This window comes from Candidatus Accumulibacter sp. ACC007, assembly GCF_907163205.1.
Classification (GTDB): Bacteria; Pseudomonadota; Gammaproteobacteria; order Burkholderiales; family Rhodocyclaceae; genus Accumulibacter; species Accumulibacter regalis.
This window is the reverse complement of record NZ_CAJQUD010000004.1, coordinates 30,244-50,245: the sequence shown is the minus strand read 5'-3', so window position 1 is coordinate 50,245 and position 20,002 is coordinate 30,244. Positions and strand designations below refer to the sequence as shown.

At 65.9% G+C, this 20,002-nt stretch carries 14 protein-coding genes; 8 read left to right on the top strand and 6 right to left on the bottom strand.

Annotation, left to right across the window (positions count from 1 at the left end; genetic code table 11):
- Window positions 1-24: 24 nt before the first annotated feature.
- Window positions 25-1,995: a TRAFs-binding domain-containing protein gene (locus QZ634_RS12520; protein ID WP_291988816.1), complete on the top strand. Its 1,971-nt coding sequence runs from the start codon at window positions 25-27 to the stop codon at window positions 1,993-1,995.
- Window positions 1,996-2,025: 30 nt separating this feature from the next.
- On the opposite strand, the gene QZ634_RS12515 is transcribed toward QZ634_RS12520, so the two are convergent.
- Window positions 2,026-2,607, bottom strand: a complete 582-nt coding sequence (locus QZ634_RS12515; protein ID WP_043570742.1) for a DJ-1/PfpI family protein — start codon at window positions 2,605-2,607, stop codon at window positions 2,026-2,028.
- A gap of 321 nt (window positions 2,608-2,928) precedes the next feature.
- Here QZ634_RS12515 and acnA point away from each other — a divergent pair, with 321 nt between their 5' ends.
- Window positions 2,929-5,646 carry an aconitate hydratase AcnA gene (acnA, locus tag QZ634_RS12510; protein WP_291988813.1) on the top strand — a complete coding sequence of 906 codons (2,718 nt, stop codon included), beginning with the start codon at window positions 2,929-2,931 and terminating at the stop codon, window positions 5,644-5,646.
- Between the two features lie 49 nt (window positions 5,647-5,695).
- On the opposite strand, the gene QZ634_RS12505 is transcribed toward acnA, so the two are convergent.
- Window positions 5,696-7,345: an ATP-binding protein gene (locus QZ634_RS12505; protein ID WP_291988811.1), complete on the bottom strand. Its 1,650-nt coding sequence runs from the start codon at window positions 7,343-7,345 to the stop codon at window positions 5,696-5,698.
- Between the two features lie 511 nt (window positions 7,346-7,856).
- Here QZ634_RS12505 and QZ634_RS12500 point away from each other — a divergent pair.
- Window positions 7,857-9,005 (top strand): GNAT family N-acetyltransferase, encoded by a 1,149-nt coding sequence (locus QZ634_RS12500; RefSeq protein ID WP_291988809.1) that lies wholly within the window; start codon window positions 7,857-7,859, stop codon window positions 9,003-9,005.
- Between the two features lie 69 nt (window positions 9,006-9,074).
- On the opposite strand, the gene QZ634_RS12495 is transcribed toward QZ634_RS12500, so the two are convergent.
- The 3 genes from QZ634_RS12495 to QZ634_RS12485 all read right to left on the bottom strand — a co-directional run bounded on the left by QZ634_RS12495 (window position 9,075) and on the right by QZ634_RS12485 (window position 12,659).
- Window positions 9,075-9,911, bottom strand: coding sequence for a Sir2 family NAD-dependent protein deacetylase (locus tag QZ634_RS12495; protein WP_291988807.1), 837 nt, complete (start codon window positions 9,909-9,911; stop codon window positions 9,075-9,077).
- A complete protein-coding gene (locus QZ634_RS12490; RefSeq protein ID WP_291988805.1) occupies window positions 9,912-10,811 on the bottom strand; it encodes a radical SAM protein in 900 nt (299 codons plus the stop codon). It abuts the gene before it with no gap.
- Between the two features lie 99 nt (window positions 10,812-10,910).
- Complete coding sequence (locus tag QZ634_RS12485; RefSeq protein ID WP_291988804.1) at window positions 10,911-12,659, bottom strand: cation:proton antiporter; 1,749 nt, start codon at window positions 12,657-12,659, stop codon at window positions 10,911-10,913.
- Window positions 12,660-12,838: 179 nt separating this feature from the next.
- Between QZ634_RS12485 and QZ634_RS12480 the strand changes: the two genes are divergently transcribed.
- Window positions 12,839-13,297 carry a hypothetical protein gene (locus QZ634_RS12480; RefSeq protein ID WP_291988801.1) on the top strand — a complete coding sequence of 153 codons (459 nt, stop codon included), beginning with the start codon at window positions 12,839-12,841 and terminating at the stop codon, window positions 13,295-13,297.
- A gap of 44 nt (window positions 13,298-13,341) precedes the next feature.
- Here the strand turns inward: QZ634_RS12480 and QZ634_RS12475 are convergent, their stop codons facing one another.
- Window positions 13,342-13,827, bottom strand: a complete 486-nt coding sequence (locus QZ634_RS12475) for a C40 family peptidase (protein WP_291988800.1) — start codon at window positions 13,825-13,827, stop codon at window positions 13,342-13,344.
- 44 nt (window positions 13,828-13,871) lie between these two features.
- Here QZ634_RS12475 and QZ634_RS12470 point away from each other — a divergent pair, with 44 nt between their 5' ends.
- The 4 genes from QZ634_RS12470 (at window position 13,872) to QZ634_RS12455 (ending at window position 19,957) form a co-directional block, all read left to right on the top strand.
- Window positions 13,872-15,323 (top strand): NAD-dependent succinate-semialdehyde dehydrogenase, encoded by a 1,452-nt coding sequence (locus QZ634_RS12470; protein ID WP_291988798.1) that lies wholly within the window; start codon window positions 13,872-13,874, stop codon window positions 15,321-15,323.
- A gap of 209 nt (window positions 15,324-15,532) precedes the next feature.
- Window positions 15,533-16,111: a peroxidase-related enzyme gene (locus QZ634_RS12465; protein WP_291989005.1), complete on the top strand. Its 579-nt coding sequence runs from the start codon at window positions 15,533-15,535 to the stop codon at window positions 16,109-16,111.
- 58 nt (window positions 16,112-16,169) lie between these two features.
- Window positions 16,170-16,598, top strand: a complete 429-nt coding sequence (locus tag QZ634_RS12460) for a response regulator (protein ID WP_291988796.1) — start codon at window positions 16,170-16,172, stop codon at window positions 16,596-16,598.
- 8 nt (window positions 16,599-16,606) lie between these two features.
- On the top strand, window positions 16,607-19,957 hold the full coding sequence (locus QZ634_RS12455) for an EAL domain-containing protein (RefSeq protein ID WP_291988794.1): 3,351 nt from the start codon (window positions 16,607-16,609) through the stop codon (window positions 19,955-19,957).
- Window positions 19,958-20,002: the final 45 nt, after the last annotated feature.

The window sequence follows — 20,002 nt, the reverse complement described above, 5'->3', positions numbered from 1 at the left end:
GCTTGTCCTTGCTCGGAGACGGGAATGAAAGCACACGCCTTTGTCGCCATGCCTTTCGGCAGCAAGCCGGGGCACGATGGGCAGCTGATCGACTTCAATCGCGTGTACGCCGAGTACATCCGGCCGGCGCTGGAGGCGGCCGGGATGGAGGTCTTCCGGGCCGACGAAGAGGAGCGTCCCGGCGACATCCGCGCCGACATGTTCCAGGAGTTGCTGCTCGCCGACCTGGTCGTCGCCGACCTGACGCTCGACAATCCGAACGTCTGGTACGAGCTGGGCGTCCGCCACGCGCTGCGCGCGCGCGGCGTCGTGCTGGTGCAGGGGCCGAGGCCCAGCCAGCCCTTCGACATCTATACCGATCGCAAGCTGCGCTACACGCTGAAGGACGGTGCCCCCGACCCGGCGACTCTGGCGGCGGACTGTGCGGCGTTGACGGCGATGGTGCGCGCCAGCATGGCCAGCTCGACGCGGCGCAAGGTGAGCCCGGTCTTTCAGCTGATTCCCAATCTCGAACAGCCGCAGTGGCGGCAGTTGCTGCTCGAGCAGCGCAACGAGTTTTCCGACGCCCATGCCAGCTGGGATCGACGAATGGAGATTGCGCGGCAGAAAAACCGTCCCGGCGACATTCTCGTGCTCGCCGACGAGACGCCGATCCGCGCCCTGCACCGCGAAGCCAAACGCACTGCCGGCAACGCTCTGCTCAAGCTCAAGCAGTATCAGCTGGCACTCGAGCAATTTGATCTGGCGCTGGCCATCGACGCCGACGACAAGGCCAGCCGGGAGAAAAAGGCGGTTTGCCTGGGTCGCCTGGGCCGCTTCGAGGAGGCGCGCGAGTGGGTGCGGCAGCTGACCCGCGACTATCCTCGCGATGCCGAATGCTGGGCACTGCTCGGGCGCGTCGAAAAGGAGAGCTGGCTGGCGCGCTGGCGCCAGCCGGGGCGTACGCCAGGAGAGATGCGCGCGGCCGCCAGCGATGAGAATGCGGCGCTTGGCGAGGCCATCGACCCCTACTACCAGGCCTTCATCGCCGACCCGGCGCACCATTACTCGGGGATCAACGCGCTGACCCTGCAACTGTTGCGCCGGCATTGTGGCGGCGAGACCAGCCAGACGGTGATCGACAACCTCATCGGTGGTGTCCTGTGGTCCAGCCTGACCGCCCAGGAGCGCGACCGCAAGGACTACTGGGCGCGCGCCAGCTACGCCGAACTCTGTCTGCTGGTCAATCCGCTGGCCAGCGTTGGCAAGGAATACGCGAACATGGTGGCGGCGGCCAACCGCGACTGGTTCGCGCTCGATTCGAGTCGCCAGACGCTGTACCTGCTGCGCGATATCGACTTCCGGCCAGCCGAGACGGCTGCCGCGCTGGCTATCGTCGAACGCGAGATCGAGCGCAGCAGCCCGCCCTTCGAGCCCCGCCAGGTGCTGCTCTTCAGCGGTCACATGATCGACGCTGCCGGCCGCGAACCGGCGCGCTTTCCGGCCGACAGGGAGGCGCTGGCGGCGGCGAGGATCGCCGAGGCGCTCGACCAGCTCGGCGCGGGCGCCGGTGACATGGCTCTGTCACAGGCCGCCAGCGGTGGCGACCTGCTGTTTCTGGAAGCGTGTCAGGCGCGCGGCGTCCGCCTGCAACCGATGCTGCCTTTCGAGGAGCCCGAGTTCATCGAGCGCTCGGTTCTGCCGGCGAGCAACGGCGAGCACTGGCGGCAGCGCTACTTCGCGCTGACCGGCATGCTTGCCGACGAGCCGCGCATCATGCCGGCGGAACTCGGTACGCTGCCGACAGACGTGCGCGGCGAAGCGGCGAATGCTTACGAGCGCTGCAACCTCTGGCTGCTGTATACCGCCCTGGCCTGGGGGGTCGACAAGGTGCGTTTCATCTGCCTGTGGAATGGCGGTGGCGGCGACGGCCGCGGCGGCACCGCGCACATGTACCACGAAGTCAAGCGGCGCACCGGGCGGGTGAGCTGGCTCGATACGCGCAAGCTGTGGTGAGCCGCCGCTCCCCCGCCGCTGCTCAGCGCCTCAGGGCTCGATGCGCGTTCCCAGGACCTTGAGGAACTTGGCCAGCCAGTCGGCATGTGCGGGCCAGGCGGGCGCGGTGATCAGGTTGCCATCGACCACCGCTTCATCGATCGGGATGTCCGCGAAGTTGCCGCCGGCCGCGCGCACCTCTGGTGCGCAGGCCGGATAGGCGCTGCACGAGCGTCCGCCCAGAACACCGGCGGCGGCCAGCAGTTGCGCACCGTGGCAGATGGCGGCGATCGGTTTTCCGCTGCTGGCGAAATGCTGCACCATGGCGATCACCGCCGGGTCGAGACGCAGGTATTCGGGGGCACGGCCACCCGGAATGACCAGCGCGTCGTAGTCTTCGGCATTCACCGTCGCGAACTCGGCGTTGAGCGTGAATCGGTGTCCCGGTTTTTCGCTGTACGTCTGGTCGCCTTCGAAATCGTGGATGGCGGTGCGCACCTGTTCGCCGCCGGTCTTGCCCGGGCAGACGGCGTGCACCGTGTGGCCGACCATCTGCAAGGCCTGGAAAGGGACCATCGTTTCGTAGTCTTCGGTGAAATCACCGGTCAGCAAGAGAATCATTTTTGCGGCCATTTGGGTCTCCTTGGCGTGAGGGTGGTGAGCGCTTGAAAGGAGCGTCACGAGGTTGACACGCGTCGATTGTATACAAAGCGTGTCCAGCGCGCAGGCGCGGGTCGGTGGCGGGGGCCGGGGCAGTGCCGGGCGGCGTGCCGTTTCCTCGACAATGTGGTGGCGGAGGATTAGGGTCTATTATTAGGCAGTCGCCTGTCAGAACTCGCTCACCGCTGCCGCGACGCAGGCCGCGCTGGCTGTTTGTCCAACCGGGGAACGAGTCGCACTGCCAGCTATCTGCCTGTTTCCCGTAGCTCGCGCAATTCCGTCAGGAGGTCCTTCATGTCGCACTCGCCGTTCAATACGCTCTCCCGTTTCAATCCGCCCGCTCAGCCCGAGGCGCTGTTCTACTCGCTGCCGGCGCTGGCCGCGGCCGAGGTCGGCAACATTGCTCGCCTGCCGGTGTCGCTGCGCATCGTGCTGGAATCGTTGCTGCGCCATTGCGACGGTCACCGGGTCAGCGAGCGGAACATCCTCGAGCTCGCCCAGTGGCAGCCACGTGCGCCGCGCAGCGAGGAGATCCCCTTCGTCGTCGCGCGCGTCGTGCTGCAGGACTTCACCGGCGTGCCGCTGCTCTGCGACCTGGCGGCGATGCGCCACGCGGCGCAGGCCAGCGGTCGTGACCCGCGCAGCATCGAACCTTTGGTGCCGGTCGATCTGGTCGTCGACCATTCGGTGCAGGTTGACCACTACGGTACGCCACAGGCGCTGGAGCAGAACATGCGCCAGGAGTTCGCGCGCAACCACGAGCGCTACCAGTTCATGAAATGGGGCATGCAGGCGTTCAACACCTTCCGCGTCATTCCTCCCGGCGTCGGCATCGTGCACCAGGTCAATCTCGAACACCTCTTTGCCGGCGTGCGCAGGCACGAGACTGCCGGCGGCACCCTGTGTTTTCCCGACACGCTGGTCGGTACCGACTCGCACACGACGATGATCAACGCCGTCGGCGTCGTCGGCTGGGGCGTCGGTGGCATCGAGGCCGAGGCGGCGATGCTCGGGCAGCCGGTCTATTTTCTGACCCCGGACGTGGTCGGCGTCGAACTTGTCGGGCGCTTGCGCGAGGGGGTGACGGCAACCGACCTGGTGCTGACGGTGACAGAGCTGCTGCGCCGCCAGAAGGTGGTGGGCACCTTCGTCGAGTATTTCGGCGACGGGGCCAGTACGCTGACCGTCACCGACCGCGCAACGCTGGCCAACATGGCGCCCGAGTACGGCGCGACGATGGGATTTTTCCCGGTCGACCAGAAGACGGTCAACTACCTGCGCACCACCGGCCACAGCGAAGCCGACTGCGAGTTGTTCGAGGCCTATTTCCGCGCCCAGGGGCTGTTCGGCATCCCCCGTGCCGGCCAGATCGACTACTCGCGCACCGTGCGCCTCGACCTGTGCAGCATCGTTCCCTCGCTGGCCGGCCCGAAGCGGCCGCAGGACCGCATTGCATTGCCCGATATGGCGAGCAAGTTCAATGCCCTGTTCAGCGCACCGGAAGCGGAAGACGGCTTTGCCCGGCCGCCCGAGACGCTGATGCAACGCTACCCGACCGAAAGGACAGGGGTTGCTCTCGGCAACGGCGACGTGCTGATCGCGGCGATCACCTCGTGCACCAACACCAGCAACCCGGCGGTGATGATCGCTGCCGGCCTGCTGGCCAAAAAAGCGGTGGCCCGCGGGCTGCACGTGCAGCCGCACATCAAGACTTCCCTGGCGCCTGGCTCACGCGTGGTTACCGATTACCTGGAGAAGGCAGGCCTGCTCGCGCCGCTCGCCGAACTCGGCTTCGCGCTCGCCGGCTACGGCTGCACGACCTGTATCGGGAATGCCGGCGACCTCGATCCGGCGTTCAACAAGGCGATCAGCGAAAACCAGTTGGTTGCCGCAGCCGTTCTTTCCGGCAACCGCAACTTCGAGGCGCGCATCCATCCCAGCCTGCGCGCCAATTACCTGGCTTCGCCGCCGCTGGTCGTGGCTTTTGCCATCGCCGGGCGGGTCAATATCGACCTCGACAGCGAAGCGCTGGGTGCCGGTGCCGACGGCCAGCCGGTCTTTCTGCGCGACCTCTGGCCAACGTCGGAGGAAATCGACTCGGTGCTCCCCTTTGCGCTCGATGCGGAGACCTTCCGCCGTCGCTACGCCGACGTCAGCGCCGACCAGGATCTGTGGAAGGCCATCGAGGCGCGTAGCGGCGCGCTCTACGACTGGCCGTCGTCGAGCTACATCGCGCGCCCTCCGTTCTTCGAATTGCCTGCCCTGCCAGCGGGCGATATCACCGGCGCACGCGCGTTGCTGCTGCTCGGGGACTCGGTGACCACCGATCATATTTCGCCGGCCGGTTCCTTCGGCGAGGCGACGCCGGCGGGCTCCTGGCTCAGGGAGCAGGGCGTCGAGCGCGCCGACTTCAATTCCTATGGCGCACGGCGCGGGCACCACGAAGTCATGATGCGCGGTACCTTCGCCAACGTCCGCATTCGCAACCTGATGTTGCCGGCAGACGCCGCAGGGCGTCGACCGGAAGGCGGCTACACCCTGTTCGATGGCCAGCAGATGACGGTTTACGACGCGGCGATGGCCTACCTCGAACGTGGCATACCGACCATCGTCGTCGCCGGCGAAGAGTACGGCACCGGCTCGTCGCGCGACTGGGCGGCCAAGGGAACGCGGCTGCTTGGCGTGCGCGCCGTGATCGCGCGCAGCTTCGAGCGTATCCACCGTGCCAATCTGGTCGGCATGGGCGTGCTGCCCTTGCAGTTCATGGCCGACGACTCGGCGACGGCACTGCGGCTGCGCGGTGACGAGAGCTTCGAAATCCTCGGTCTGGGGCCGGAGCTGGTACCCATGCAGAACCTTACGCTGGGCATCACGCGAGCCGACGGCGAGCGCCTGGAGCGCCCGCTGCTGTGCCGCATAGACACCCCGATCGAGGTTCAGTACTACTGGTCGGGCGGCATTCTGCCGTACGTGCTCAGCGAACTGATGGCCGAAGGGGCGGCAGGTCACTGAGTGCCGGCTGCTGCCGGCGGCGCCTTCCCGGCGGCGCCCGCGGCAGGGTCTATTCGAGCGTTGCCGGACCGCCATCGGGACGGCCGGCGATAGGCAGTGAAACGCGAAAGCGCGTCCCGACGCCGGGGGTGCTGAAGACCTCCACTCGCCCGCCGTGCTTGTTGACGATGCCATACGAAACGGAAAGCCCGAGTCCGGTTCCCGTTCCGACCGCCTTGGTGGTGAAGAATGGTTCGAAAATGCGCTTGCGAACCTGCTCGCTCATGCCGCTGCCGGTGTCTTCGATTTCGAACCAGGCCATGGTTCCGTCATGGCTGCTGCGGATGCTGATCGTGCCGCTGCTTTCGATGGCCTGCGCCGCATTCACCAGCAGGTTCATGATCACCTGATTGACCTGCGGCGCATTGCACCGCACCTCCGGCAGGTCACCCGGCACGAAATCGATCTTCGCCTTGTATTTGAGCTCGTTCCAGACCACGTTCAGCGTGCCCTTGATGCACGCGTTGAGGTCGACCGCTTTCCACTCGCCGGAATCGATGTGCGAGAAGTCCTTCAGGTCCTGGACGATCTGGCGAACGCGCTGCAGACCATCGTCCGATTCGTGCAGGAGGTCCTTGAGATCCTCGCGCAGATAGTCGAGATCGATCGCTGCGCGCAGCGCCTGCAGAGTGGCGGCGGCGTCGGGCGGCAGTTGCACTTTCTCGGTCACCGCCGCGTAGGCGTCGATCAACTCGAGCAGGCCGTCGGTGTAGGTGGCCAGCGTGCGCATGTTCGAGCTGACAAAGCCCACCGGGTTGTTGATCTCGTGCGCCACCCCGGCGGCCAGCTGGCCGATCGAGGCCAGTTTTTCCGATTGCAGCAGCTGGCTCTGCGTGTCTTCCAGACGGCGGTTGGTTTCCTTGAGCTGCAGCAGATTCTCGTGCAGCGCCTCCTCGGCGCGCTTGAACTGGCTACGGTCTTCGATCAGCCAGATGGTTCCCTTGCCCGGATCCTGCGGATCGATCAGATAGGCGATCATGTTGGCCCAGAATTGACTGCCGTCGGCCCGCTGCAGGAACTGTTCGTGCTGGAATGACCTGCCCTGCGAGAGCAGCGGGGACGCCAGGCGACCGATTTCGGCATAGTCCTCGTCGCTGGGATAGAGCGCCCGGCCGGGCAGGCCGATGGCGCTCTCGCCAGGGTAGCCGAAGAGCTCGGCGAATCTCGGGTTGTAGCGCGCGAGTTTGCGGTCGTGGGTAAAAAGAATGGCCACCGAGGCGTTGTCCATGATCGCCTGCATTTCAGCCAGCGCCTGCCTGTGCGCTTCATGGACACGGCGTGCTTCGCTGACGTCTTCGAGAATCCAGACCGTTCCCTGATCGGTGCGCTGCGGATCGACCGCGCGCCCGTAGACGTGAAACCAGACGAGCTGCCCGTCGCGGCGCTTGTATTGCCAGTCGCTTTCGAAAGCCAGGCCGGCAGCGAGCAGGGGACCTGCCTGTCGGCCGATTTCCTCGTAGCTTTCCTGCGACGGATACATGTCCCGGCCGGGCAGCCCTTCGAGTTCCCCCGGACGGTAGCCGAGCAATTCGACGCTGCGCCGATTGCAGCGATAGATCGTCCGATCGCGCGTGAAGACGATTCCCACCGCCGCGTTGTCGAAGATCGCCCGGTATTCGCGCAGCTCGTCGGCGCCATGCGCTTGCCTGCTCACGTTCATTTCGCAACCACCTGCGCCGAAGGGCGTCGTTGGCGGGCGATGATGCACCAAAGCTGCACTCCTATCAAGGGAAAGGGCAGGTGTCGTGGTGCGCGCAGTGTGGAACCTAGGAATGCCAGCGCCGACAGGGTTTCAAGCGGCTGCCCGGCGCGCTGAAAGTCGCGTCGGAGATGCGGCGCCAGAGCGCCCTGCACGTCATTGCGAGGAGGCGCAGCCGACGCGGCAATCCAGAGGTTTTGTCTTCCGCCTGGCTGATGTGGCGCACAAGGAGTCAGAGAATGGAACTGGATTGCCGCGTCGGCTACGCCTCCTCGCAATGACAGTGGCTGGGGAATGCCTGGCCGGATGTGGCGGCCAGGGCAGCACTACACTAGCCTCCCGGGTCTTGTCGTGCCCGACTTCCGGCGTGCGCCCAGCCAGCGCCGGGTGACGGTCGCGACGGGCACGCCTGACGTACCATTGACCCTGCTGCTTCATCCGCCAAGCTACCGCCATCCTCCGGGAGAACCTTTTGCAGTCCTGCATTTCGATCACTGTCGCCGCGTCGGCGAGTGCGCTTCCGCGCTCGGCGTGGGAGCGCCTCTGTCCGGCCGGGCATCCGTTTCTGAACGCCGATTTTCTGACCATCATCGAGCAGCACGGGGCTGCGGCGCGTGAGTGGGGATGGGCGGCCCGCCATCTGCTGGCGAGCGACGAAAGCGGCGCCGTCGTCGGTCTTCTGCCGCTCTACGTGAAGACCCATTCACATGGCGATTTCATCTACGACTGGTCGTGGGCGGCGGCTTACCGGCAGCTCGGCCGGGAGTACTACCCGAAGCTGATGAGCTGCCTGCCGCACACGCCGGTGGCCGGGCCCCGCTTTCTCGTCGCCGCCGGGCCGCAGGCGGCCAGCGTTCGCCAGGCGCTGGTCGATGGCGCGCGGAAGCTGCTCGCCAGCGCCGGACTGTCTTCATGGCACGTCGCCCTGCCCGACGACGACGAGGTGCAACGGCTGCACAACGCGGGCCTGTTGATCAGCCACGACGTGCAGTTCCACTGGCTGAACCCCGGCTGCGGCGATTTCGACGGCTATCTGGCGACCTTCAGCGCCGCCAAGCGGCGCAAGGTGAAAGCCGAAAGGCGGCGGGTGCAGGAGAGCGGCCTGGCGATAGAAACGCGCCACGGGGATCAGATCGATGCTGCCGAATGGCCTCTGCTGCACGCCCTCTACGCCGACACTTTCGAGAAATTCAACAATCACGCCGTTTTCTCGGCCGCCTGTTTTGCCGACCTGGCGACGGCGCTGGGCGGCCGCATGGTCGTCTTTGTCGCCCGTGATCGCGGGCTGCCGGTGGCCGTGGCGATCTGTTTTCGCAGCGACGAAGCGCTCTACGGGCGCTACTGGGGGAGCAGCGGCCACTACCACAGCCTGCACTTCGAACTCTGCTTCTACCAGGGCATCGCCTATTGTCTGCAGCACGGACTGGCGCGCTTCGAGCCCGGCGCCGGCGGCGAACACAAGCTGTCGCGCGGCTTCACGCCGACCGTCGTACATTCCGCACACTGGATTGCCGATCCGGAAATGCGCGCCTTGCTTGCCCGTCATCTGGCGCAGCAGGGGCAGGCGCTGGCCGACTATCGCGACCAGGCGGCAGAGCACCTGCCGTTCCGGCGTGATTGATGGCCGTCGCCGCCAGACTGGGGCGGGTCAAGGCGAGCCTGGCGCGATTGCTGCCGACGGGCGAGCGCGCTATTTCTGGTCGAGACGCGCAGCGATGGCGCGCAGGGTTTCCAGTCCTCCGCCAGCGATCGCCACGCCGGTGCTTCCTTTTCCGTCGGGCAGTTGCGGCTCGCCGGGGTTGATGCGAATCAGATGCCCCTTGAGGCGCTCACCGAGCAGACGCACGGTGGGAATGCGGGTGCCCGCGCCGACTTCGATGACCAGCAGGCGTTCGACGCCGCGCAGCCAGGCTTGCAGGCGAGCTTCCTGGGCGTCGCTGCGCTGCGCCAGCCATCCCCAGTCGCCGAACATGAGGATATTCGGGCGGGCGATTTTCCGGCAGCGGGGGCAGAGCGGCCACTCGCCGGTAAGCAGACATTCGCTTTCGTCGATCTCCGGGTCGAAGTCGTCGGCGGGCCAGATGTCGCCCGGATCACCCGTGCAGCCGGCGCTGCACTGCAGGTGATGGATGGACCCGTGGCATTCGCTGATGCGATGGTCGGCGAAACCGGCTTTCTGGAATTGCCCGTCGACGTTGCTGGTGAACACGAAAGCGCCTTGCGGCAGCATTGCGCCGATGCGGCGCAGGATGGCAAAGCCGGGGTGGGGAACGGTCCGCCGGTAGAGCTTGAGGCGATGCCCGTAGAAGCCCCAGGCGAGGCGGGGTTGGCGCGCGAAGGCGGCCGGGTTGGCGATCTGCTCGAAGGCGATGCGTGCGCGACCGAGCGCCGGGTAAGCGCCCCAGAAGCCCTGCGTGCCGCGAAAATCGGGCAGTCCTGAATCGACGCCGATACCGGCGCCGGCGGTGACCAGCAGGCCGTCGGCCTGGGCGATCAGTTCGGCGCAGCGTGCGTAGTCGGTGGCCACTTACAGCCCCCGCGCCCAGTCCGGGCGCAGCGCCGCGCCTTGCGGATCGGCGATCGCCTGGCGTACCTGCTTCAGGAGGCGCTGCTTGTCCGCGCCCAGCGTGCCCTTGAGGACCAGCCAGTTCGACGCGTGATCACTGCGAAAGACCGTGCGCGTCAGTTGCAGCTGGTCGAGAAAGGCGTCCATTTCGACGAACAACTCGCGTTGGCTCAGCGCTCGCCAGTCGGGAAAACCGGCGCGGAAGCGCTCCTCGCCAAGCGGGAAGCTGACGACCAGCGTCGCCAGGTATTCGGGTTGTGTGGCGTTGACCAGGCGCGCCGAGTTTTCGGCGTGGCGCAAGGACAGCGCCGGGCCGCCGAGGCCGTTGAGAATCATCACCGAGCGGGTGATGCCGGCGGCGCCGAGCTTGTCGAGCGCGGCCCGCGTCGAAGCGAAGGTCTCGCCCTTGCCGACCCGTGCGAGGACTTCATCGTCGCCGGACTCGGCGCCGACGCAGGCGATCGACAGGCCCGCGGCAGCCAGTTCGCTGAGTTCGTCGACCGACTTGCGGCGCAGATTGCGCGGCAGGCAGTAGCTCGAAACACGGCGCACGGCGGGCAGGTGCTGGCGGATGGCGTCGAGGACGGCGAGCAGACGGCGCGTCGGCAGGACCAGGGCGTCGCCGTCGGCCAGGAAAACGCGGCGGATTTCGTTGCCGAAGCGTTCGCCAGTGCGGGCGATGCTGTCCAGCACCTCGGCCTCGTCGCGGGCACGAAAGCGTTTCTGCGGCGCGGTGTACATCTCACAGAAGGTGCAGTGATTCCACGAACAGCCGTCGGTGATCGGCAGGACCAGCGACTGTGCTTCGCTGGGTGGCCGGTAGACGGGTTCGATGTAACGGATCGGGATGACGGATGACATGGGCTTGGTGACGGCGACAGCTTGGGCAGGCGATCTGGGGAGTGCAATGGTAGCCTGCTTTTGGGCCTTGGCGCTGGCCTGCAGCGCGGCGTGCCGCGCTCAGGACTTCTTGTCATGGTGGGCTGGCGATGGCTGACCTTCGGGGCCGGAGCGCACCAGTGCGTAGTCGGCGCTGCGCACTTCGCGCAACAGCAGGTCGGTTTCGGCATTGCTGATACCCAGCGACTCCAGGGTTTCGGCGGCCAGGCGCAGGCTTGCCTCGAGCGTTTCCGGATAGGCCTTGCTGACGCCGGCGCGCAGCAGGGCTTCGCAGCTGGACAGGTCGCGCGCACGGGCGACGATGTTCACTTGCGGCAGCTGGGAGCGAATCAGCGATGCGGCACGCACCGCCGTATGCCGCTTGTCGATGGTCAGCACGACCAGGTCGACGTTTTGCAGCGAGGCGGCGATCAGCAACTGCGGGTCGCCGAGGTCGCCGTAGAAGACCGGATGACCTTCGGCGCGCCATTTGGCAACCAGTGCGGCGTCGGTGTCGAAGGCCACGTAGGAGATGCCGGTACTGGCCAGGATGGTGCCGACCGTGTGGCCGACGCGGCCGTAGCCGCCAATGACCACGCGCACGGCCGATTCGTCGCCTTGCCCGGCGTAGTGGAAGCTCTGGTGAACGTCGGCGGGTGCTTCGGCAGCACGTTCGGCGAGCGCGTTGCCGAGCTTCACCAGCATCGGGGTGAGCAACATGGTGATCGAGATGACCGCCGCGCCCATGACGAAGAGGCGATCGTCGATGATGCCCAGCGCCTTGGCGGCGCCGAAGAGAACGAAGCCGAACTCACCGCCCTGGGCAAGCAGGAAGGACACCTTCAGGGCAATACTGCGCCCGGTTCCGAAGCCCAGGCAGAGGAGGTAGAGAACGAGAACCTTGATGGCGATGATCGCCAGTACGTGGCCGCCAAACTCGAAGGGGTGCTGGGCGAGGACGCCGATGTCCAGCGACATGCCGACAGCGACGAAGAAGAGGCTCATCAGCAGCCCCTTGTGCGGCTCCATGCCGGCCTCGATCTGCAGGCTGTAGCGCGAGGTGGACAGCATCATTCCCATCAGGAAAGCGCCCAGGGCCATCGACATGCCGGCGTGGTGCATCGCCCAGGCAGCGATGAACACGGCGCCCATGGCCGCGAGCAGAAAGGCTTCGCGATTGTTCTGCCGTGCCAGATGGTCGAGGATGCGCGGTACCAGGTAGCGACCACCGACGACGACCAGCGCGACCATCGCCGCGGCCAGTCCAATCTGCTCCCACAGCGGCATGTCCTTGGGCAGGGGCCCGACGTCGGCGAGGACAGGCACCAGTGCCAGCAGTGGCACCACCGCCAGATCCTGCATGAGCAGCACGGCGAAGGCGGTCTGTCCGTGATGGCTGGCGATATCGCCCTGGTCCCTGAGCATCTGCACGACGAAAGCGGTGGACGAGAGGGCAAAGCTGCTGCCAATCAACAGGGCCGTAGCCCAGCCATGCTCGAAGAGCCTGAAATAGGCGGCGATCAGCAGCGCGGAAACAAGAATCTGCAGAGAACCGAGGCCGAAGAGCGTGCGCCGTAGATCCCAGAGGTGGCGTGGCTTCATTTCCAGGCCGATCAGGAACAACAGCAGCACCACCCCGAGCTCGGTGAACTGGCGCACGTCTTCGACGTTGGCGGTGACGAAAGGCCCCGCCGTATGCGGGCCGACGATGATGCCCGTGACCAGCAGGCCGAGGACCGAACCGAGGCCGAAGTGCCGGAACACGGCCACGGCGATCGAGGCGACGACCAGCAACAGCACTGCGGAGTCAACGAAGGACTTGGGGTCCATGGGACGGTATCCGAGAGCTCGCCCGGGTGGGCCGACAGGCCAATACTAACTTGCTTTCGCTCTCTTGGCGTCTGCGCCAGGGGCGCACTGTGGTGCTAAGATCGGCCGCCTGGCCTGCCCGTAGCCCTGCACCGGGCCCGGCCGTCGCCACCCACTGTGCAGAGAAGGAGTTGCCTGTCATGAAACACCGGATTGTCGCCGCTGGCGTGTTGCTGGCCCTTGCCTTGCCGCCCCCGGCGCTGGCGCAGAGCAAACTGCAGTTGCAGTTGCCGAGTGCCGAAGATACCTATCGCGAGATGCAGCAGCAGGAGCAGCGTAGCGGGCCTTGCGACCGTTGCGGTGTGGTCTACCGGACGCGCACGGAGAATCGCCAGGGGCCGGGTCGGCGCGATCCTGGCAATGCTGCGGGACGTGATTTCGATTCACCCGACGGGCACATGGTGACCACGCCGATCTTTGGCTCCGGGAGTACGGTCAAGGACGCCCGCCAGGCGGCCGCGCCGATGTCGATCCACATCGTCACCGTGCGCTACGAAGACGGCAGCTTCGCGGCCTTTGAACAGGTCGACGAGCCTGTGGTGCGCGAGGGTGATCGGGTACGCGTCGTCGACGGCCGTGTCGAGTTGCGCAACGATTGATGGCGCAGGGACCTGCTGCCTGGCAGCGGGTCGCGCCCCTGTTGCTAAAAATACGCGCGCGCCGTTTCGAAGCGCTGCGCGTAGTAGTTGGCGGCCAGCTTGTCGATGCGCACCTGGCCTTGCGTCGACGGCGCGTGTACGAAACGATCGTCGCCGATGTAGATGCCGACGTGTGACAAGGAGGCGTTGCGGGTGTTGAAGAAGACCAGGTCGCCGGGACGCAGCTCATCGCGGTCGACCGGACGGCCGCGCCGCGCGATGTCTGCCGCGCTGCCGCCGACCTTGACCCCGGCCGCCTGTCCGTAGATGTAGGCGACCATGCCGCTGCAGTCGAAGCCGGCTTCGGGGTTCTTGCCGCCGAAGCGGTAATGCGTATCGACCAGGCCAAGCGCGAAGATCACCACGTCCATGCCTTTTTCACTGGCCACCGGTCTGGCCGCCGAAGGGCTCGCCCTGCGCTCGGGCGTGGCGCTGCACGCGGCAAGCAGCAGCGCCATGACGATAGCGACGAGGATCTGTAGTGCACGCATGGCGCACAGTATAAACTGCGGTTTTCAGAAATCCGGAGATTGTCATGCACCTGAACGATCCGCGCCTGTTGCGCTCCGATTGCTACATCGATGGTCGCTGGGAAGCCGCCGACGATGGCCGTACGCTGGCCGTCATCGACCCGGCGAGCGGCGTGGCGATTGCCGATGTGCCGCTGATGACCGCCGCCGAGACGGGGCGGGCGATCGAAGCTGCTGCCGTGGCGCTGCCGGCATGGCAGGCGAAGACGGCCAAGGAACGCGCCGCGCTGTTGCGCCGCTGGTTCGATCTGATCGTCGAAAACACCGAGGACCTGGCGCAGTTGATGACTGCCGAATGCGGCAAGCCGATCGTCGAGGCGCGCGGGGAGGTCGCCTACGGGGCGTCGTTTGTCGAGTGGTTTGCCGAAGAGGGCAAGCGTGCCTATGGCGAAAGCATTCCCAGTCCGGCCGCCGACCGGCGGCTGCTGACCATTCGCCAGCCGATCGGCGTTTGCGCGGCGATAACGCCGTGGAACTTCCCGCTGGCGATGATTACCCGCAAGGTGGCGCCGGCGCTTGCCGCCGGTTGCACGGTGGTCGTCAAACCGGCCGAACAGACACCATTGACGGCGCTGGCGCTGGCCCGGCTGGCGCACGACGCGGAACTGCCGGCCGGCGTCTTCAACGTACTCACCGGCGACCCGCAGACCATCGGCGCGACGCTGACCGCCAGCCCGCTGGTGCGCAAGCTGTCGTTTACCGGTTCGACCGAGGTCGGCCGCCTGCTCATGGCGCAGAGCGCGCCGACGATCAAGAAGCTTTCGCTCGAGTTGGGCGGCAACGCGCCATTCATCGTTTTCGACGACGCCGACGTCGATGCGGCGGTCGAAGGGGCGCTGGTTGCCAAGTATCGCAACACCGGCCAGACCTGCGTCTGCGCCAACCGGCTGCTGGTTCAGGACGGCGTTTATGACGCTTTTGTGGCCCGGCTGGCCAGGCGCGTGCAGTCGCTGCGCGTTGGTCCGGGCAATGACGAAGGCGTCACGCAGGGGCCGTTGATCGACGAAGCGGCGTTGAAGAAGGTCGAGGCGCACATCGAAGACGCGCTGCGCAAGGGCGCGCGGGTGGTCACCGGCGGCAGCCGGCATCAGCGTGGCGGCACTTTCTTCGAGCCGACGGTGCTCGCCGACGTGACCAGCGAGATGCGCGTCGCGCGCGAAGAAACCTTCGGCCCGCTGGCGCCGGTGTTCAGATTTGCCGACGAAGAGGAAGCGCTACGCATGGCCAACGACACCGAGTTCGGTCTCGCCGCCTACTTCTATTCGCGTGACGTCGCGCGTTGCCTGCGCGTCGGCGAAGCGCTCGAATACGGCATGATCGGCATCAATACCGGCCTGATTTCCAACGAGGTGGCGCCTTTCGGCGGCGTCAAGCAGTCCGGGCTGGGCCGCGAGGGCTCGAAGCACGGGCTCGACGAGTACCTCGAGATCAAGTATCTCTGCTTCAGCACTGTTTGATGCACGCCGGCAAATGCCGACTGCCTCGGCGGCCTGGCGTCCGGGCGGCTCTGGCGAGCGTCGAACCGCCCTTCTTGGAGCGGGGTTTTTGCAGATTTGTGTATCATGCAGGGGATAAATGATTGGTGACCACGGAGAGAGAGATGAATTCGCTTCCCACCCACAAGCGCGAAGATCTGCCAGTCGGCATTGCCGGGGAGGACCGAGCCATGGACAAGCCGATAAGCCGCTTTCCGGTGCCGTCGCTCGACGAAATGCCCGAGGACGTGCGCAGTCGCATCCTTGCGGTGCAGGAGAAAGCCGGTTTCGTCCCCAACGTCTTTCTCACCCTTGCCCATCGACCCGACGAGTTCCGCGCTTTCTTCGCCTATCACGACGCGCTGATGGAAAAGGAGAGCGGTCTGAGCAAGGCCGAGCGCGAGATGATCGTCGTCGCCACCAGTGGCGCCAACGACTGCCAGTACTGCGTCGTCGCGCACGGCGCGATCCTGCGCGTGCGCGCCAGGAACCCGCAACTCGCCGATCAGGTGGCGGTCAATTACCGCAAGGCGGATATCACGCCACGGCAGGGCGCGATGCTCGCCTTCGCGCTCAAGGTTTCGTTGCACGCCGCGGAAGTCGGCGAGGCTGATTTTGCTGCCTTGCGCGAGCACGGCTTCTCCGAACCGGACATCTGGGACATTGGCGCCGTGGCGGCCTTCTTCGCGATGTCCAATCGCCTGGCGAACATGACGTCCATGCGGCCGAACGACGAGTTCTTCCTGATGGGCCGGCTGGGGAAGGCCTGATCGCCTTGCCGCCACTGGCGAGACTCGCGCCGCGATTTTTTCTGGAGATGACCGCGTGATGATGGAGCGCTTGAATCGGCCGATCCTGCTCGTCGAAGACAATCCTGCCGACGTCGATCTGACCTTGCGCGCCTTTGCCAAGCGGCACCTGGTCAACCCGGTGCACGTCGCCCGCGACGGCGAGGAGGCGCTGGCCTGGATTCCTCGCTGGGAAGCTGGCGAGACGCCGCCGCTGCTGATCCTGCTCGATCTCAAGCTGCCGCGCATCGACGGCCTCGAGGTGCTCTCCCGGTTGAAGGCGCATGCGGTCAGCCGCATGCTGCCGGTGGTCGTGCTGACCACCTCGGAAGAGGACAAGGACATCGAGGCTGCGTACAGCATGGGCGCCAATTCGTACATCCTCAAGCCGGTCGATTTCGTCAAGTTCATGGACGTTGCGGCGCAGGTCGAGATGTACTGGTGCTTGCTCAACACGCCGCCGCGCTAGGCCGTCGAATGAAGGCGCCCACGCAGCATGGCGCTCCGCGCCGCGTTCTCTATCTCGAAGACAACGCGAGCGACGCCGACCTCGGCCTGCGTGCGCTCGCCCGCAACGCACCCGACACGGCGGTCGAAGTCGTCAGCAGCGTTGCGGCGGCGTGCGAACGTCTGCAAGTCGGCGCCGCCGACTTCGACATGGTTCTTGCCGACCTCAACCTTCCCGACGGCAGCGGCCTCGATCTGCTCGCGCGTGTGCGCGGGCAAGGGCTGCCGCTGGCCTTTGTCGTGCTCACCGGATCCGGTGACGAGGCCTCGGCGCTGACTGCGCTGAAGGCCGGGGCAGACGATTACCTGAGCAAGCACGGCAACTATGGCGAGCGACTGACGCGCGTTCTGTCGGCGGCGCTCGATCGTTTTCGCACCCGCTCCGCGCGCCAGGGGCGGCTCATGCGCATCCTCTACGCCGAGCACAACCGTTTCGATATCGACCTCACCCAGCGCCATTTTGCCGAGCACGCGCCGCTTTTCCGCTTCGACGTCGTGGACAGTGGCGAGGAGGCCCTGGCGCATCTGCCCGAGCACGCCGACGAAGCTCTCGGCTACGACTTGTTGTTGCTCGACTATCAACTGCCGGCGCTGAACGCGCTCGACGTCGCCAAGACGGTGCGCGATCAGCGCAGCCTCGACCTGCCGATCGTGCTGGTCACCGGCCAGGGCAACGAGGATGTGGTCGCCGCCGCCTTGCGGCTCGGCCTCGAAGACTACGTGATCAAGAAGAGCGGCTATCTTTCCGGATTGCCGACGATTCTGGAAAACGCGCTGCGCCACGCGCAACTGCGGCGTGAGCAGTCGAGTCTGCGCCAGACGAGCAGCCGTCTGGCACACTTGCTTGCGGCGAGTCCGACGATTCTCTACGCGCTACGCGTGGACGGCGAACGCGGCGAACGCAGGGAACGCTTTCTGCCGGTGTGGGTCAGCGAGAACATCACGCGGGTGATGGGTTATGCGCCCGCTGACTGCATGGCGCCGGACTGGTGGTCGGCGCACCTGCACGCCGACGATCGCGATCGTGTTCTTGGCAGCGCGCAAACGCGCCTGCTCGACGACGGCGAACTGACGCACGAATATCGCTTTCTCGATGCCAGGGGCGGCGTCCGCTGGCTGCGTGACGACATGCGCCTGATTCGCGACGCCAGGGGGCAAGCGCTCGAAGTCATCGGCAGCTGGAATGATCTCAGCGCCGAGCACGAGTTCAAGGAACGCCAGCGCCTCTATGCAACGGCTCTGGAAAGCACTCGCGACGGGGTGATGATGATTGCCCTGGGCGGCGAGATCATCACCGTCAACCCGGCCTTTTGCGAGATTACCGGCTACGCGGCGGCTGACGTGGTCGGCAGGAATCCGCGCTTCCTGCAGTCCGGACGCCATGACCGGGCCTTTTATCAGGCGATGTGGGCCAGCCTGACGCAGACCGGCCATTGGCAGGGCGAGATCTGGAATCGCCGGGCGGATGGCGAGATTTATCCGCAGTGGGCAACCTTGAGCGTGGTCAATGACGAGCAGGGTCAGGCGTCGCATTACGTCGGCGTGTTCACCGATCTGACCAAGCTCAAACGCAGCGAGGAACAGGTCGAGCGTCTGGCCCATTACGATCCGCTGACCGACCTGCCGAACCGTTTGTTGTTGCGCTCGCTCCTGCAGCACGGTCTCGACCGCGCACAGCGTCAAGGCGGCAAGTCGGCGGTGCTGATCATCAACCTGGATCAGTTCAAGAACGTCAATGAAAGCCTCGGGCACACACTCGGCGATGAACTGCTTCTGGCCGTGGCCGCTCGCCTGAAGGCCCGCCTGCGCAAGGAAGACACGCTCGGGCGCCTGGCGGCCGACGAATTCGCCGCGGTGATCGAGGGTCGGCAGGACGCCGAGCACGCGGAGAGCACCGTACGTGATCTTCTGGCAGCACTCGCCACGCCGTTCATGCTGGCCGATGGACATGAAGCCTACGCCCGCGCCAGTGTCGGGATCAGCGTCTTTCCGCAAGACGGCACGACGGCGAACGAGCTGTTGCGCACGGCCACCGCAGCCATGTCGAGGGCCAAGGAGCGCGGCGGCAATCAGTACGCCTTGTACACCGATGAACTTGGCCAGGGTGCACTCGAGCGCCTGGAAATGGAGAGCGCGCTGCGGCGGGTGCTGAGCAATGGCGAACTGCTCCTTCACTACCAGCCGAAGCTTGATCTGGCCAGTGGCGTGATCGTCGGCGGCGAGGCGTTGCTGCGCTGGCAGCGACCCGGTGTCGGCCTGATACCTCCTGACAGTTTCATTCCCCTGGCCGAGAAAACCGGCTTGATCGTGCCCATCGGCGCCTGGGTCATCGACGAGGCCTGCCGGCAGATCCGCGCCTGGAGCGACGCCGGCCTGCCGGTGGTCAAGGTGGCGGTCAATGTTTCGGCGCGCCAGTTTGCCAGCCCGGAGCTGGAGTCGGTGCTCGCCGCGGCCTTGAGCCGCCATTCCGTCGCCCCGAAGATGCTGGCGCTGGAGTTGACCGAAAGCATGCTCATGGCCGCGCCGGACCAGGCCATCAAGCGACTCGAACGGCTGCGCGAGATCGGGGTCGGCCTTTCGCTGGACGATTTCGGTACCGGCTATTCGAGCCTCGCCTACCTGAGTCGCTTCCCGGTCGACGAGCTGAAGATCGACCGCTCATTCGTCACCAATATCGTTAGCGATCCCAAGGACGCCAATATCGCCACTTCGGTGATCGCCCTGGCGCACCGCATGCACCTCAAGGTGGTCGCCGAAGGGGTCGAAACCGAGGCTCAACTCGGCTACCTGAAAAAGAACGGCTGTGACCAGATGCAGGGCTATCTGTTCAGCAAGCCGGTGCCGGCGGACGACTTCGCCACCCTGCTCAGCACGGGCCGGTCGCTGCCGGTCGGCGGGACGCCGAGCGAGCGGCACAGCCTGCTGGTCGTCGACGACGAGCCGAGCATCCTTTCGTCGATTCGCCGCGTCCTGCGGGGCCAGGGCTACCGCGTGCTGACCGCGAACAGTGCCCTCGAGGGGCTGGAAATCCTGGCCCGCGACGAGGTGCAGGTAATTCTATCCGACCAGCGCATGCCGCAGATGAGCGGTACCGAGTTCCTGGCCCGGGTCAAGCTGCTGCACCCGGACACCGTGCGCCTGGTTATTTCGGGCTACACCCAGCTCGACTCGGTGATCGACGCCGTCAATCAGGGGTCGATCTACAAGTTCCTGACCAAGCCCTGGGAAGAGGAGCAACTGCGCGAGCATCTGCGCGATGCATTCGCCTACTACGAGGCGATCGTCAAACCGCGCAGCCGCCGCGACGGCTTGCTCGACTGAGGCGCCGGGAGTCTGGCGTCGTCCGCAGTTCCCGCGCGGGCCCGC